This window comes from Leptothoe sp. ISB3NOV94-8A (assembly GCF_043421595.1).
Classification (GTDB): Bacteria; Cyanobacteriota; Cyanobacteriia; order Phormidesmidales; family Phormidesmidaceae; genus Leptothoe; species Leptothoe turfae.
In genome coordinates this window covers 5582581-5597665 of record NZ_JAXSQW010000001.1, presented here as the reverse complement: position 1 = coordinate 5597665, position 15085 = coordinate 5582581, and the positions used below count along the sequence as shown (strand labels likewise).

10 protein-coding genes and 1 tRNA gene are annotated in these 15085 nt (G+C 43.1%); 7 read left to right on the top strand and 4 right to left on the bottom strand.

Annotated elements, in window-relative coordinates; genetic code table 11:
- Positions 1 to 677: 677 nt before the first annotated feature.
- From SPB21_RS23965 to SPB21_RS23955, 3 genes are all read right to left on the bottom strand, one after another.
- The gene (locus SPB21_RS23965) at positions 678 to 5714 is read right to left on the bottom strand and encodes an nSTAND1 domain-containing NTPase (protein WP_499867870.1); all 5037 of its coding nucleotides are present in this window, start codon (positions 5712 to 5714) and stop codon (positions 678 to 680) included.
- Positions 5715 to 5812: 98 nt separating this feature from the next.
- A complete protein-coding gene (locus SPB21_RS23960; RefSeq protein ID WP_163660020.1) occupies positions 5813 to 7114 on the bottom strand; it encodes a P-loop NTPase family protein in 1302 nt (433 codons plus the stop codon).
- Between the two features lie 353 nt (positions 7115 to 7467).
- Positions 7468 to 7986, bottom strand: coding sequence for a DUF1643 domain-containing protein (locus tag SPB21_RS23955; RefSeq protein ID WP_499867869.1), 519 nt, complete (start codon positions 7984 to 7986; stop codon positions 7468 to 7470).
- Positions 7987 to 8140: 154 nt separating this feature from the next.
- Between SPB21_RS23955 and SPB21_RS23950 the strand changes: the two genes are divergently transcribed.
- Positions 8141 to 9433, top strand: coding sequence for an MFS transporter (locus SPB21_RS23950; RefSeq protein ID WP_499060748.1), 1293 nt, complete (start codon positions 8141 to 8143; stop codon positions 9431 to 9433).
- On the opposite strand, the gene SPB21_RS23945 is transcribed toward SPB21_RS23950, so the two are convergent.
- Positions 9434 to 9506, bottom strand: a tRNA-Arg gene (locus tag SPB21_RS23945).
- Between the two features lie 49 nt (positions 9507 to 9555).
- Here SPB21_RS23945 and moaC point away from each other — a divergent pair.
- The 6 genes from moaC (at position 9556) to SPB21_RS23915 (ending at position 15081) form a co-directional block, all read left to right on the top strand.
- On the top strand, positions 9556 to 10080 hold the full coding sequence (moaC, locus tag SPB21_RS23940) for a cyclic pyranopterin monophosphate synthase MoaC (RefSeq protein WP_163696953.1): 525 nt from the start codon (positions 9556 to 9558) through the stop codon (positions 10078 to 10080).
- An 18-nt stretch (positions 10081 to 10098) separates the two neighbouring features.
- Complete coding sequence (locus SPB21_RS23935) at positions 10099 to 10368, top strand: hypothetical protein (RefSeq protein WP_499867868.1); 270 nt, start codon at positions 10099 to 10101, stop codon at positions 10366 to 10368.
- 97 nt (positions 10369 to 10465) lie between these two features.
- Complete coding sequence (locus SPB21_RS23930; RefSeq protein ID WP_163660011.1) at positions 10466 to 10774, top strand: DUF3181 family protein; 309 nt, start codon at positions 10466 to 10468, stop codon at positions 10772 to 10774.
- A gap of 593 nt (positions 10775 to 11367) precedes the next feature.
- Positions 11368 to 12804 carry a hypothetical protein gene (locus SPB21_RS23925; RefSeq protein ID WP_499867867.1) on the top strand — a complete coding sequence of 479 codons (1437 nt, stop codon included), beginning with the start codon at positions 11368 to 11370 and terminating at the stop codon, positions 12802 to 12804.
- A 227-nt stretch (positions 12805 to 13031) separates the two neighbouring features.
- Positions 13032 to 13472 carry a hypothetical protein gene (locus SPB21_RS23920; protein WP_499867866.1) on the top strand — a complete coding sequence of 147 codons (441 nt, stop codon included), beginning with the start codon at positions 13032 to 13034 and terminating at the stop codon, positions 13470 to 13472.
- 157 nt (positions 13473 to 13629) lie between these two features.
- Positions 13630 to 15081: an aminotransferase class I/II-fold pyridoxal phosphate-dependent enzyme gene (locus tag SPB21_RS23915; RefSeq protein ID WP_499867865.1), complete on the top strand. Its 1452-nt coding sequence runs from the start codon at positions 13630 to 13632 to the stop codon at positions 15079 to 15081.
- Positions 15082 to 15085: the final 4 nt, after the last annotated feature.

Sequence of the window (15085 nt, the reverse complement as noted above, 5' to 3'; positions counted from 1 at the left end):
GAATAAGAATATAGGTCGAGGTCTCAAAGCGTTTTATGATACCTATTCGCGATAAGCTTTTTAGAATATTCGACAAGATGGTTGCTGCTTGTGCAGCAGCGGTTGGACTCACGTTCTCTACCCCTGTACTTGCAGAGAATATAGCGTTTGATTATCATCAAAAAAAGTTAGGTGTCCTATCAATAGAGGAAAGAGTGGAGTCAGTTCGGTCTCAGTTGAGCCAACGGCAGCTTGATGGAGTGTCTGAATCAAGCTTTGAAAAGTCTGAGAATCTAAGTAACCAGGTGCTAGAGCCAAAAAGTTCGCGAACTGCAATATCTCAATGGAGAAATTATTGGAACGACTGGAACGACTGGGTTAATTGGCGTGATTGGCGTGATTGGAACGATTGGAGTGATTGGAGTAATTGGCGTTTCTGAATAGTGGATTATATTTTTATATCTAACCTTAGGATTTTTGTATTTGCTGTTTTGTATTTAAGAAATTCAATTTTTGTAAAACCTAAATAAGCAAGGTTTTACTTTGGACTTACCCATGGAGTTTTACTGAATAGGCTTAATTAGAAATAGTAGAGCCTTTGATATATAAAGTTTTAAGAGCACAAAAAGATCATCTAAATGCTTGTCTGAGAAGGTTTTGAATCGATTTTACCCCTTCTTGATTCCAATGTGAGTTTATTAAGGAACTTTTTTGGAAGCGATAGGTGTTGCTGAACATACTGTCAGTGCTTTTTCAACTTCAGGGCGATTGTAGCTAAAGTCTTTTAACCATTGACAGCCGCGGTCTAGTAGACTGTCCAGCGTAGAGTCAATTTCCCACATATCCGTCTGTCCATTATCCGAAGTGATGAGTAAATGTGACTCATCGGGTGAAAATCTAATACTTCGGACAGCCTCATTGTAGCTATACTCAGCAAATAACTGTTTCCTTATATCTGCTAAGCCCTCATTAATACTCCACAATTTAACGTTGCCATCTTCTGAGGCTGTCGCAATCATTTGATTTTTGGAGCTAATTTCTATGTCTAAAATGGAATCAGTATGAGCTCTGAAGTTTTTGACTATGATTTTCCTTGGCTCTTTTTGGGCAGTTAGATCTATAACAACAATACTTTCATCTGCTGAGGCGGTTACTAGATACTTATTATCTGGTGTGAAAATCAGATCTAAAATTGGAGATGAATGCACTTCAAAGTCTTGCAGTACTTTGTTCTTGTTATCATCCCAAACTGTAACTTGACCGCTTGCTCCACCAGCAGCTATATATGTGCCATCGTCATTATACTTAACAGTGTGTAGGGCTTTATCGTTTGTAGATAGCCTGCTTTCAACTAAATTTCCATCTAAATCCCAGATCCTAACAGTTCCATCAGAAGCGTTAACACTAGCTATATGTTTTTTGTTTGGGTTAAAGTCAATGTCCCAAATATTAGTTGGCTTATCAAACTTAATTCTTCTATTTATCTTCTTTTGGAATATATCAAAGATAACAATTGAGCCATCTGCTGAACCTGAAGCAACTAGCTTTCCATCCCGGCTGAAATGGACGCTGTTAATTTGACGTTCATGTAAATTGAAAGATGCTGGCGTCGCTTTGTCTAACATTTGATCAATTAACAACGGAGAGTTCTGTTCTGTAAAATCCCATATGTAAAGACTGCCATCTACAGCCCCAGCAACAAGGTGTTTGCCTGTAGGACTGAATTGTATAGTCCGGAAAGTGTTATTGTCTTTTTTAGTAAAACCTGCTACTTTTTTGTCACTTATGTCCCATGTGAGCACACTACCATCCTCTGAGGATGTTGCCAGAATATGACTTTTTTGTGGATCGGTGTTAAAGCTAACACTTAAAACTTGATTAGAATGCCCTTTAAGTTTATGTACTTGTTGACCAGTTTCAAGATCCCATACGCGAGCCGTTTGGTCTGCTGCTGCTGTTGCTAAATATTTTCTATCAGCACTAAAACTTACGCCCAATAATGTTTGTCCTTCATGGTCAAAGCTAGTACTAGAACCATCTTTTACACTCCAAATATGAGCATTGCCGTCTGCTGAAGCAGTTGCGAAGAATTGGCCTGTAGTATCAAAGGTAATGTCAAGTACATCAGCTGTACTGCCATTAGATAAAGTTTGAATTTTATTACCTGTTAAGTCCCATAATTCAACTTTGCCATTGCTTGAAGTAGTTGCAATCTTTGTACCCTCAGGGTTAAAGCTAACATCAAAAATAGGCTTATTTTGATTGCTTAAAGTTATTGGATTATTATGTCGATTCCCTAACTTCCATAGCTGGGTAATTCCTATATCAGCCTCTCTATCAGCTGATATTATAGATACTATTGCTATATATTGATTATCAGGACTCAGACTGATACTACGGATTCTGCTTTCTTGCTGCTCGACTGGTAACTCTTGTATTAAATGACCGTCTGGATTCCAAATTTTTACGATGTTGTCTGCAGATGCGGTCGCTATAGTTTGTCCATCCTGACTAAAACTTACGTCTATAATCGGTGTCTGAGAAGCTGGGAATTCAACTAATTTTTCTCCTTGCATATTCCAAAGATGTGCTGTCCCACTTCGGGAGGTGGTCAACAATTCATCTTTGTTGGGCCTAAATATAGCTTTATGAACAGGACCTTCATGTCCGTGAATTTGGTTGATTGCCCTAATTTCATGAAGCACTTGCTGTAACACATAGTATGGGCTATAGGTAGAAGTACTATTCGATGATTTATCTCTAACTAGTTTCTTCGCACGCTGCACATACTCCATGGCATTAACAAGTGATGACAGAGGATCAGATTCAACTTGTTGCAGCATTTGCAAAGATTCTCTCTCTAACTCAGCTTTCTCTGATTGTAGAGATACATCTTGATATTTAAAATGTGCATCAATAGATACTAGAGTAATAGCAGTGCCGATAGCGATTGTCGAGGCAATAATGACTCTACGAAAAAGCCTCTTGGCTTGTTGTAGGTCTATTTCAGTTTTACGTCGTTGTGCTTTTTCCGCTTCTAATTTCTTGTTTATTTCTTTGAATGCATCTCTTTGTTGTTCAATCTTCTGTTTCTGTATCTCGGTTGCTTGACGTCGTTCTCTTTCTTCTTCAAGTTTAGCTGTCAATTCACTGATACGAGGTGTCTGCTGACGGCGAATATAAGATACTAAGTAATCATGCACTAGTTGATAGCGACTAGCTGGTAATGAAGGCAATAGGAATACTAGCCCTGATTTTACGAAAATCTGCAATACTAGGTCTAGCTTATTAGCCTCGGTTGCTAAATTCCTTGCTAAAGACCTTAAGGCACTTTCTAGCTCGTCCCTGGTTTTAGGGGGACGAGTCTCATTCTCATCTGTCAAGAGATATAGCACTAAATTGGCAGCCTGCTGATTTTCAGGCCCGCAATCTTTAATGACTTCTTCTAGATAACGTTGAACTAGAGAAGATTTTGGCCCTTTTTCATGATATTCATCTAGTTTTGTAATGCCCTCTGTTTGAAGTTGAGCGCCGACTATTTGTAGCTCAATGGGTCTCACTTGCTGTATGTCACCAGCTAAATCGTTGACTAGGGTATCCACTAGTTTTGGTTCAAGATGAAACTGAGTTCTTTCGGTGAGACTTTGGATGATCGCCTTGGCATCTTCCGGTGAGAAATTGCCAATTTCATAGCGGTGATTCGCACTCAGAATATCATTAGTGATGTAATAATCATCAGTTGCCAAATGTTCAAACTCTAGCAAGTAATGGAGATAATCTTCTCTCATTACAATAATGACTTTTGTATAGGGAATCTTGAAGCAATGACTTAAAAATTGAAGAAAAGACTTTCTCTCTTCCTGATTGGAATGGCCAATAAAAAACTCTTCAAATTGATCTAATATTAGGACGCTAATATATCGATACTGATTTTGCCTTAGCTGTGCTAAAACTGATGCTCCCGAGTCTAGAGGATTGGTTACGTCTTCCTCATGACGGTTTAAATTGTCACATAATTGACGACCCAAGTCGTCTATCCAATCATTGTAGTACTGTAAGGTTATGGTCAAAACATCGCGAGTTTTAATAATCCGATCACGAAGCGTAGGAATTAACCCTGCCCGTACAGTCGAACTTTTACCTACACCAGACTGTCCATGAATAATTGTCAATTTGAAGTTATCTCTTGAAATTCTGTTGACTAACTTATCAATATCTCGCTGTCGATCGGAAACAGAGATTTCTTGAGCAACGTTTTCGAGGTTAGAATCTCCAAGGATACTAGAACCCAGCTGTCGACTTGGCTGGAGTCGACTTGCACCGATAAATGCCCGTAATCCATACTGGCTTTCTAGAGACCGTTGTTCTTGCTTTGTTTCGAAAGCGCTTAGGTAGTTATGTTGTGCAATAAATAACTTACGCAACTGCTTTAATATAGAAATACAAAGTATGGGATCGGATAGCGACCTAAGAGTTTGTCTTGCCTCTTTTGAGCAAGTGGCCGCTTCTGTTAATTGACCTTGTTCCTGTAAAGCCTGCGCGCGAGCGAGCTGATAGAAAGCTCGATGCTTGCGTTGTGATACGGGAGCTAATTGAATAGACTGTAATGCTTGTTCTGCATATGACTGGGCTGCTTCCCAGTCATTGTTATGTAAAGATATTTGAGATAAAAAACCATAGTCTCTTGCAAGTCGCGCATTATTGGCTGTTGATTGACCAGACCGGTGAAGCTTCAGTGATTGATCGGTTAATACCTTTAAATTGTTCCATTGCTTTAGGCGTAATAAGACTTCACCTAACTGACCAATAAAACAAGCCACTAAATCTGAGCGATTAGCAGAATTGAAGCTGGCTAAGCATTGTTTAAAATAAGTTTCTGCTTTTTGAAGGTTGTTTTGAACATGATTTAGCTCCAGCTCAGATTTCCGCTTGTGACAAAGTCCTAGATGAAATTGAACAATGCCCTGTTTCCTTTTATCATTAAGAGCTTGCCAATGATGTAAGCAATACTGATATTTTGTGACTGCGTTATTAAATTGATTGCTTCTGTAATCTTCACGACCGATGCAGAGCTTTAAAGTTGCAAGGTTTTCTTGAGATAGTTGATAATTTAGGAATTCTAGTTCTTCTTTTGCTTTTAGATATTCCTTGATCTCTTGAGCATTCCAGGCTGACGTTAATACTGTTTCTTCTGCTGGATATTCTGTAGCGGACTCAAGAATATGTTGAAATAGTTTCTTAGAACGCTCTTGTAGAAGATCGACTAGTTCGTTAGCTGCATATTCGAAGGTAATTGGAGTTGCCCAATTATGAAAATCAGGAACTAACCTAATTATCTCGCCTAAAATATCATCAGTTACCCAAATAACTATTGGAAAACCAAAATTCTTTCTGAATTCCTCTCGTACTTGATTAGTTGATAATAGCAACTCTTCTAATTTCTCTACGGACTCTAAGCCCACAATGCATAACGCTTCAGGTGTCTGATCTGCGAAACTTTGTTGTATCCGTGTGTATAATTGCCGGGCAGTTTTAGGTAGTTCTAGAGTATGGATAGATACCTCAGATTGTTGATATAAAAGTTGTAAAATCTTGTCGCGTAGGGGAGTATAGTTGGAGCGAGCAAGCACGAGTTCAAATCTACGACCACCCGTTAGCCTAAGTGTCCTGGCTAGTTTTTCTAAAGAACGCTTATTGTTTTCTGTTAGATTAACTGAATCTTTTGCCTGGTCCATAGCTAGTAAGCTCTGAAAGGTGGATAGTCACAATTGTAATCTGAACTAGTGTTAAGCTATTTCCTGAGAGTTGAATCAGGTTTCTGGAGGCCGCTTCTTTAGGTCTTTGATTTAATGAGTGGATTTAGATCAAACCATCTACCTCCATCTTTGTCATGGTATTCAAAGACAAAAAGACTTCTCAACAGAATTTGATATCCTTTCTCTCCACTAACTTTTTTACTCTCTTCTACACCATGTAATAACTTCCATTCATCTTCGGTGATTGCCATTCTTAAACGGTCAGCGTACTCGCGAATCACCCTCTCAAGGGTAGTCCGCTTTAAGGGAGGATCTTCTTCTTGAAGGCAAGTGTAAAGCATGCCTAAAAGGTTGCGAACATGTCCACCGCTAATGTTGCAAAGTCTATCTAATGTAGTTGTGTCATCAAACACTTCTGAGATTAAACTCTGGTACTCTTGAGGGCTTACATCAGGAAAAGCTCTGGCCATAATTAACTGGCGCAGTAGATTCATTCCTTCCATACATGTATTGCCATTACGTAGACGAACTGGGACCATGGGTAGAGTTTTGGTCAGTACTCCTCCACCGAAACGATTGATCATCGTTTGGTGATCGTTAGAAAAGGTTAAAGATAGCGGAATTGTGTATACAACATGACAATTGAGCTTTCGTAATTGCTCGCCTCTATCAATAAAGAGATATTCAGGTTGAGGACGTCCTGCATCATTCACTCGATTGTCGACCCGATCTAAGCTATCAACCAAGACAACTAAGCCTTTTTTACCTTGTAGTTTTAGTTCTTGATTGGCTTTGCCAAGGACATCTTGATTCAGTGCCTCTAGAATGCTGCTTGTCAGTGGTTCAAGATATTGCCTGAGGCGTCCACGGGTTTTGGGGCTTTCTTTCGTTAAGGCAGTCAGCTTTCCCAACCCAATTGGTAGAGAGAATTCGAATTCTGAAAATTCAATAGGTGTTTGCAGAAGTTCGGACACCTCCTTAAAAAGTTTTTCAAAATAAGATGGTCTAAGTTTAATGCCAATATTCTCAAGTCTGATGCTGATGCGATGGGCAATTGCTAACAGTATGTCCGTAACATCTACATCTGCTAAATCAAGATCCTGCGAGGATTCAAAATAAACTACATAAAAACCCTGCTCTTCTAAGTCAGCTTGTAGCCTACGAAGCTCGGTAGATTTCCCACAGCCAATGTGCCCTGTAAAAAGCTGGCAGCTTGATTCTCCCCCAAATGATTTAAGTGCAATGGTGCGTTCAATTGCTTCGATAATTTTGCCCCCACGAACTTCAGCAAAATCAACATAATATTGCCGATCCTCTGGCTTACTGATGATTAGAGTGCGGCTGGGATCACAAGCATCAAAAAATCTAAGGAAGTCCATGTGTAGGATTTAGTTAGTTAAGGTGCCAGAAGTATTAGACGCATTGACTTTATGGTTGAGGATTACTGGTTGAAAACAGTATTTCCATTCCATATAGAATTTGTTGAACGTTGGAATCGTAATTCAGTAAAATTTTCTAGCTATATTAGCTATGGCCAAGAGGCAGGTAGCTTCGGTCAGGAAAGGTTAGACACTGTATCTTTTTATATGCTCCTCAATTTTAAGTGTTTAAGCTTTTCGCAAAAAAGAAGTTAAATTACTTTGCAAGTAAGGTTAAGAATTTTAAATGCTTGCGTAATGGAAGCCTCTGCACTTTGAGTGAATGAAGGGTTGCTTTATCTCTTAGTCTGTCTTTAGGAATTTTGCTGCCAAGGTGTCGGTCTAGTAGTCCGTTTGATATATAAAGGATGGCGAGGTTGGCCCGATTGGTTGCGGGCTAGACAGTAGAACTTATGGTGATGGATGGCAAGTAAATCTAGGACATCTTGGTGTCGATTGAGTAGGTTGCCCCAATTGCCCCAGGCCAAAATCACGGCGTCCGCTGTTGCAGATGCTTCATGTAAGTAACGATTATTCTCTGGGCCAATCGGATCGTTGATTTGCTTCAAAATCGACGGTTGAGAGGTGCGATAGGCAAACAAGTTCACTATATTTAATTGGGTATATTCCCATCTTTGGGCAAATTGTGAGCAGGCTCGAATGGTGGGGTCATCCTTTTCTGCATCGGCCTCACTGGGGTTGAGCATAATAAATGTGACCTGACGTAGATTTTGGCCCTCGGTTAACCATGATCGGGTGAGGCGATAGCGATAGCGATAAGACGCGTCGAAGGTGGCCGTTCCTTTTATAGAATTCGTTACAATCGTTAACATTGGTCTGTCAGGAAAATCAGTGTAACGTTAGTCCGTAATTGCAAACGCTTTCGTTGGCAATGAAAGCTGTGAACTCTTGCCACGAAGCGTGTTGTATACCGTTTGCTGTTTGGGTTACACCTGGTGGACGCATCTTCCGTTAAGGAGCATTATTTTGAGCGTATTTGTTACTTTAGAGCCGGCCCTGAGACGAAACTTGATAGTGATGTTTGTCGCTGGGCTGTGTTTTTGGGCTGGATTGGCAGGGCTATTGCCTGCGTTACCGTTATATATTGAGCAGTTTGGTGCAACGGGTCAGCAAATTGGGTTGGTGATGGCGAGTTTTGCCATTGGTTTGTTGACGATGCGGCCAATGATGGCTCGTATAACTGATGAGCGTGGTCGTAAGCCAGTGTTATTGCTAGGGTTGATGGCAATTGCTGTCGCTCCCTTACTGTATTGGCTAGTACCTGTTTTTCCTGAAAAGATATGGCAGTTTTCGCTGGGTAGCCATGTTTGGCGTATCAAATCAGCAATTGCCTTGATGATGTTATTCAGGGCATTTCACGGGTTAAGTATTGCTGCTTTTGTGACCGCTTACAGTGCCCTAGTCGCGGATTTTGCTCCACCTCAGCAGCGAGGAGAGCTAATTGGCTATATGAGTCTTGTTAATCCGATTGGTATGGCTATAGGACCTGCCTTGGGGGGCTATTTACAAGCTGGATCAGGCTTTGCTCAGGTATTTTTTTTAATGGCGATTCTTGGGGCAATTGGATTGGTGTGCGCTGTTACGATTGCGGAGCCGCAACGAGAGAGGATACTATCGCGTCGTCAAACTGCTTTTTGGTCGTTGCTGCTGCTGCCAGCTGTTCGGGTGCCAGCCATAATTTTATTTTTGGTGGGGCTAGCTTTTGGAGGATTAGCTACGTTTGTGCCGCTATATGCCCGTGAGTCAAACTTTGCTCTCAATATTGGTCTGATTTACACAGCTTCTGCAGTTTCAAGTTTTGTGATTCGTCTTTTAGTCGGCAAGGCATCTGATCGTTATGGTCGTGGACCGTTTATTACCCTTGGACTAATTTTTTATTCAATTTCTATGATGGCGTTATGGCTTGCCCAGAGTGAAGTTGCAGTGTTGCTTGCTGCTGCTTTACAAGGTATGGGCGGTGGCATGCTAATTCCTATGGTGGCAGCTCTGATGGCCGATCGCTCAACGCCCGCTGACCGTGGCTTGATGTTTGGTCTCTGTTTAACAGGATTTGATTTGGGGATTGCGTTAGCGGGCCCAGTAATGGGGCAAATTGCTGATTTAGCTAGCTATAGGGATATTTTTGGTGTAGCTAGCTTAATGACTCTTGTAGGTTTAGTCATATTTATCACTACATCTAGCAAAGACATCAACCACTCAATTCAGTTCTCACTGAGAGGTGGTAGAGATGTGTATGCCACACCACATTCGACAATTTAACGAGCCTGGAGGGATTCGAACCCCCGACACCCTGGTCCGTAGCCAGGTGCTCTGTCCACTGAGCTACAGGCTCTAACAGGATTAAACTTTAACACACTGTTGCAACGCTATCCAAGATTTCTATGGCAATTTTGATTGGCACTGGCTCTGTACCCTATCAATCCAGACAGTCGTCCTTAACTCATTTGGATGGAGGTGGGGCGGCTCAAATGGTTGATGTGTCTGGCAAAGCGATGACTCACCGTACGGCTGTGGCTGAGGGGTATTTGCGTATGGCGCTTGAAACGATGGCAGCAATTCAGGCAGGTGATGTACCTAAGGGGGATGTGTTAGGGACTGCTCGAATTGCTGGCATTATGGCTGCTAAGCAAACGTCTAATTTAATTCCTCTGTGTCATCCTCTTCCAATTAAAACGGTAGAGATTTCGTTGGAACCTGATGATGAGCGACCGGGCTATCGAATTCAAGCGACGGTGAAGACGACAGGCCAAACAGGTGTGGAAATGGAGGCGTTGACAGCGGTTTCTGTAGCGGCGTTAACCCTGTATGACATGGCCAAGGCACTACAAAAGTCAATGCAGATTGAGGATATTCGTTTGCTGAAGAAAACTGGTGGTAAATCGGGGGACTATACTATTGATCCATGACATATTTTTTGGTGTTCTATGCCTCCTAAGTGGCCACGAAAACCTGATCGTAATGACCCGGCCTATCGAAAATTAGAAGATAGAATCAATTTTGCTGTGCATGTGGCGGCGTTTACGGCGTTTAACTCGGGACTATGGTTTTTTCATGGTTTTATGCCAGGGACTCTGCCATGGCTGCCCAAGTTAACGCTACCTTGGCTGGGGCTTTTGGTTGTCCATGGTGTTTGGTTATTTGCGATCGCATCCTACTCTGCACATGAGGCACCCTCAGACAAGCCATCGTCATGAATTGAAAATTTTGTTAATGCATTTTACGAACGGTTCATTTCCGTAGCCAGACCTTTTACCCTAATGCAAGAGACTTTCCTCTAAAAAGAGAATTACCATGGCATACCCCGGTGCGGCAGCAGTTATTGAAGCCTTAGCGGCGGATATTGGCGACACAGTTTACATTGATGTTGCCAAGTGGCATTTGTATCTTCGAGATACCTCGTTGCATACTACCCTGGCTGAAAAATTTTATCCGATGGTGACCGACAGTGATTTATCTGAAACTGGTGTGGTCGCAGTTTTGCAGGACATTACTGTCAAGTTAGGTGGTGGTCGTCGATCTCTTCCTTTAAGTGATTTAGTGCCCATTCAGTGTCAAGTAGATTTGCTTGACCTGTTAGAACGTCATCGCAGTGAGATATAGCTATCAATGATTTGGGTTTTCAGCTAAAAATGCGAGTCGGCTGGAGTAAGTGAATAGACAAAACTATCCATCAATTCGGACTTTGACTCCGCTCAGCCTTCATTTCTCTAAATTAGCTGGTTGAGCGGAGTCGAAACCAGCGGTGTTAGGGACGTTTACTTTCAGCTATCTACTTAGCTCCTACTGCTTGTTTAAAATTAAGTTCCCTTCACTCGAAATAGGTAATTGATTGTTGCTGATCTTTTGGAAGATTGAAGCTGAAAAATGTTGATGCAGATCGATCTTGCCAGCTCGATGTTTAGCTTCAATCAGCAATGGCAATAGCTGCTTAAGTATGGTGTTTTGTGCGCACCTTCAATATCTGTACCCACACTGGTCATTGATGAAAACCAGTTGGGATCTCGTATCAGACAATGGTAGCCATAGGCTTCAATCTAGACCTGACATTCCATTAGATTAGGGTCGCTTGAATTGCTGTTGAATTTCGAGGTCTACCCTAGACTGTAAGGGGGCAACGTTGAATGAAAAATCGCTTTAACGCGCCTATTTGGCGTGTGTCTATTTGAGTTGTTTACCAGGATAGGGAAGCATCTGTGGACGCTAACGTTTTATCACTTTTTAATCAGCCTTTAGCTACCGTCAACGATTCAAGCGCCGATCCTTTAGGCGCTTTTGTAGCATTACTACCAAATATCGATTTTGATAGCTTGATCGCAGATATTACAGATTCTGTGAATGATGCGATCGCAGATGTTGATCAAGTCGTTGATTCAACGACTTCACTGGTGGTGGAGACTCTAACGAATCTTGGAGTTGATATTGAAACTGTCGATGTCAGCGATGTCGTTGAGGATATTGTTAACTTCATCGCCGAACTGCCCGAAGATGCGACGATTGCCGATGTTCTGAGTGATGTTGTGGACTTTTTTGAAGTGACGCTGCCATCACTATCAGACGATGAACTGTTAGAGCTGTTGACTGATGTCAGCGACCTCATTAACGAGATCGCTCCTGATCTCAGTCAACTATCAATTACTCCGTTTCTAGAGCAAGGGGTGGATTTTGTAGAAGACCTGATTGATAGCACAGGCACCATCACAATTGATGGTCCTAACTTGTCAGGAGAATTAACCCAGGACGGGATACTGCGTTCGTTCACCATCGAGTTCTCTGATGACGCCTTTGATGATCTGCTTGAAGATGCCAGCGATTTTCTAGCAGGGATTACAGGTAGTGCCAGTTTGAGTGATGGTCAATTCACAGGGGATGTCACCATTGATGGCAATGACTATACCTTGAGTCTGGACATCACTGAGGCCTTGACGGACAGCCTAACTAGTCTGTTTACCAGCGCAGAGGTGGCGTTACCCTTTGCCAACGGCGTTCTCAATGTTGATATCGATACAGCCCTTGGCGACTTTGTCGGCACGATCGATTTTGCAGGGGGAGATCTCGACCTTGATTTAACAACGCCGTTTGGAGCTCTAGAGACCAGCATCGAATTTCCTGAGGATGCTCAGTTTGAGCTACCCGGTGACATGCTTGCAGGGGTTGATGCTGAGCTAGATTGGAGTGCGGGTGTTGTGCGTATACCCATTCCTAGTACGCTTCTGGCTTTACCGTTTGAAGCTTTCTCTGGAGAACTGTCTCTATCGGAGGGCTCAGGGGCATTTACAGCGGGTGTTGATGGTCTGCCGATTGGTGATTTCTCAACAACCTTTGAGGTGGGGCCTCTGGCTAGCCAACTAGCAAGTGCCTTGACTGAAGATCTAAGGGGTGAGTTGACGATTGATGCAGGTGAAATTGCTGGCAATATTGTCAGCGACTTTGGGGAATTTGAAGTGGCGGCTGCCTTCGATGACCTCATCCTACAGGCCAGTAGTATAATCGATTCCACCACTGGGGCATTGACCTTACAGGATGGAATCGCATCTATCAATCTTGATACATCCCTTGGCCAACTTTCAGGCGCAATTGCTTTGTCAGCAGTAGAAGATGTTTTGACCAATGCATCTAGCCTACTGGCTTAACAAAATAAATTTTGGCTCATAAACGAGCGGTTATTGGTTCTGGAAAATATTGTCCGGCTGTCTGCGTTGGCAGCCGGATTTCTTTTATTCATGAGGCTTTCAGCATAATCAAGAAAAAAGCTTAAGCGACGTCTTTACGAAACTTAAAGAAATAACGTTTCTGAGAACGGCTAGTAAAAGTTAATATAAAACAACCTAATGGCTACCATTCGTTACACAAAAGAATTATGGGATTATTTGATTTCTTGGGCGGCAAAAAAAATCAAGGTCCTCAACCAAAAGAGGCTTATTTTTTGACCGAAGATGAAGCTAAAACCTTTGGTGACATCGACTTCATGCGGAAAGAGGTCGTAGTCCGTCGCACATTCGCTAAGAAAAAAGGTCAAGAAGAGCTGGAGAGTGTTAAGAGCATTTCCTCTAGCACTAGCAAGGCGGTAGGAGAAGCGGTGAAGCCTGCAACTGCTAGCTTTGGTGCTTCTGCTTTTAGTACTCCTGTAGCTCCTGCTCCTGCCGCAGCGGCTTCTGCTGAAGTGCCTACAACTGGTGATTCTGAGTCTGCTGCATCTACACCAGTGGCCCCTGCTGCATCTCAAGAGCAAGATGTTCGTCCAGCACCTGACACCAGCATGGATATGTTCCGCAACATGGCTAAAAAGATACGACGATAGGCTGGTCATGTGTTGATCGCTCTAAGGGCTTAGTTAGCCCTGTTGTTGAGTGATTGATTGCGTTAGTCTTCTTGGTATTTGGTCAAAGTAGGCACTTGGGTTCTCACTAACCCTGGTGCTTTTTTGATGATTGATTTTATTCACAGATAAAATTGCCATGCTGTCCCAAGCCAGTGCACCACTTGTTACTGCTTTGCAGGATTGTGCACGACGACAAGGTGCTGCTTTTTATACCCCTGGGCATAAAGGTGGGCACGGAATATCTTCGTTGCACCAGCAGGTTTTTGGTGGTGATGTCTTCTGCGTAGATATGCCTGAACTGCCTGAACTCGATGACTTGTTTTCCCCTGAGTCTGTCATTTTAGAGGCTCAGCGGTTGGCGGCTCTAGCTTTTGGTGCAGAGAGAACTTGGTTTTTGGTCAATGGTTCCACCTGCGGCATTGAAGCAGCCCTGCTAGCCACCTGTGGGCCGGGTGACAAAGTCATTGTGCCGCGTAATGCTCATCAGTCAGTACTCTCTGGGCTGATTTTATCGGGAGCCATGCCCGTTTGGGTGTCTCCAACCTACGAACCCGGTTGGCAAATGGCTTTGGGGGTTACGGCGGCTGCGATCGCAGCCACCCTAAATCATCATCCCGATGTCAAGGCCGTGTTGGTGGTATCACCCACCTATGAAGGCGTGTGCAGCGATATTGCTGCCATCGCAGCCGTTGTCCATAGCTATGACATTCCTTTGATTGTGGATGCGGCCCATGGTCCTCATTTTGTGTTTCATGCTAATTTGCCGCCATCTGCCCTCAGTGGAGGGGCGGATATGGTTATTCACTCAGCCCACAAGGTTTTGGCTGCATTTACCCAGGCTGCATTGCTGCATGTGCAAGGAACACGATGCGATCGCAACCGTTTGAATCAAGCACTACGCATCACCCAATCCAGTAGCCCTAGCTATCTACTGCTCGGTTCTTTAGATGCCGCCCGTCATCAGATGGCAACCCATGGTCGGTCACTGATGGAACGAACCCTTGCCCTGGCTAGAACGGCACGTGAGCAGTTGAGTCATAGTCCGCTACCGGTTTTGAATGTGTCTGACGGCAGCTTTCAACAAGACCTAACGCGTCTGACAGTAGATGTTTCTGCTATGGATACGACTGGATTTGCCGCCGACATGTGGTTACATGAACGGGGTGTGACGGCTGAATTACCGACATTGCACCAGCTAACCTTCATCATTAGTCTTGGCAATTCGATCCAAGATATTGAGCGATTGGTTCAAGGGTTATTGCAACTGCCTGCCACAGGTGCAGTCAAAAAAGCTCGACCCTATGTGGAAATGCCATTGACGGGGCTCTCTCCCCGTGAGGCTTTTTTTGCTGCCACAGAAGTTTGCGAAATAGATAATGTGATTGGTCGCTTAAGTGCCGATACGGTCTCTATCTACCCGCCTGGTATCCCTAGCCTCATGCCAGGAGAGCTAATTACAGAGACTGTGCTGATGACTCTACAGACAGCTCAAGCAGCAGGTGCCCATCTGAGTGGTCTGGCAGATTCCTCTCTACGAACCGTTAGGGTTTTGCAGGTCGATCATGGCTCCTCTGTAATCAGACCCTAGTCAG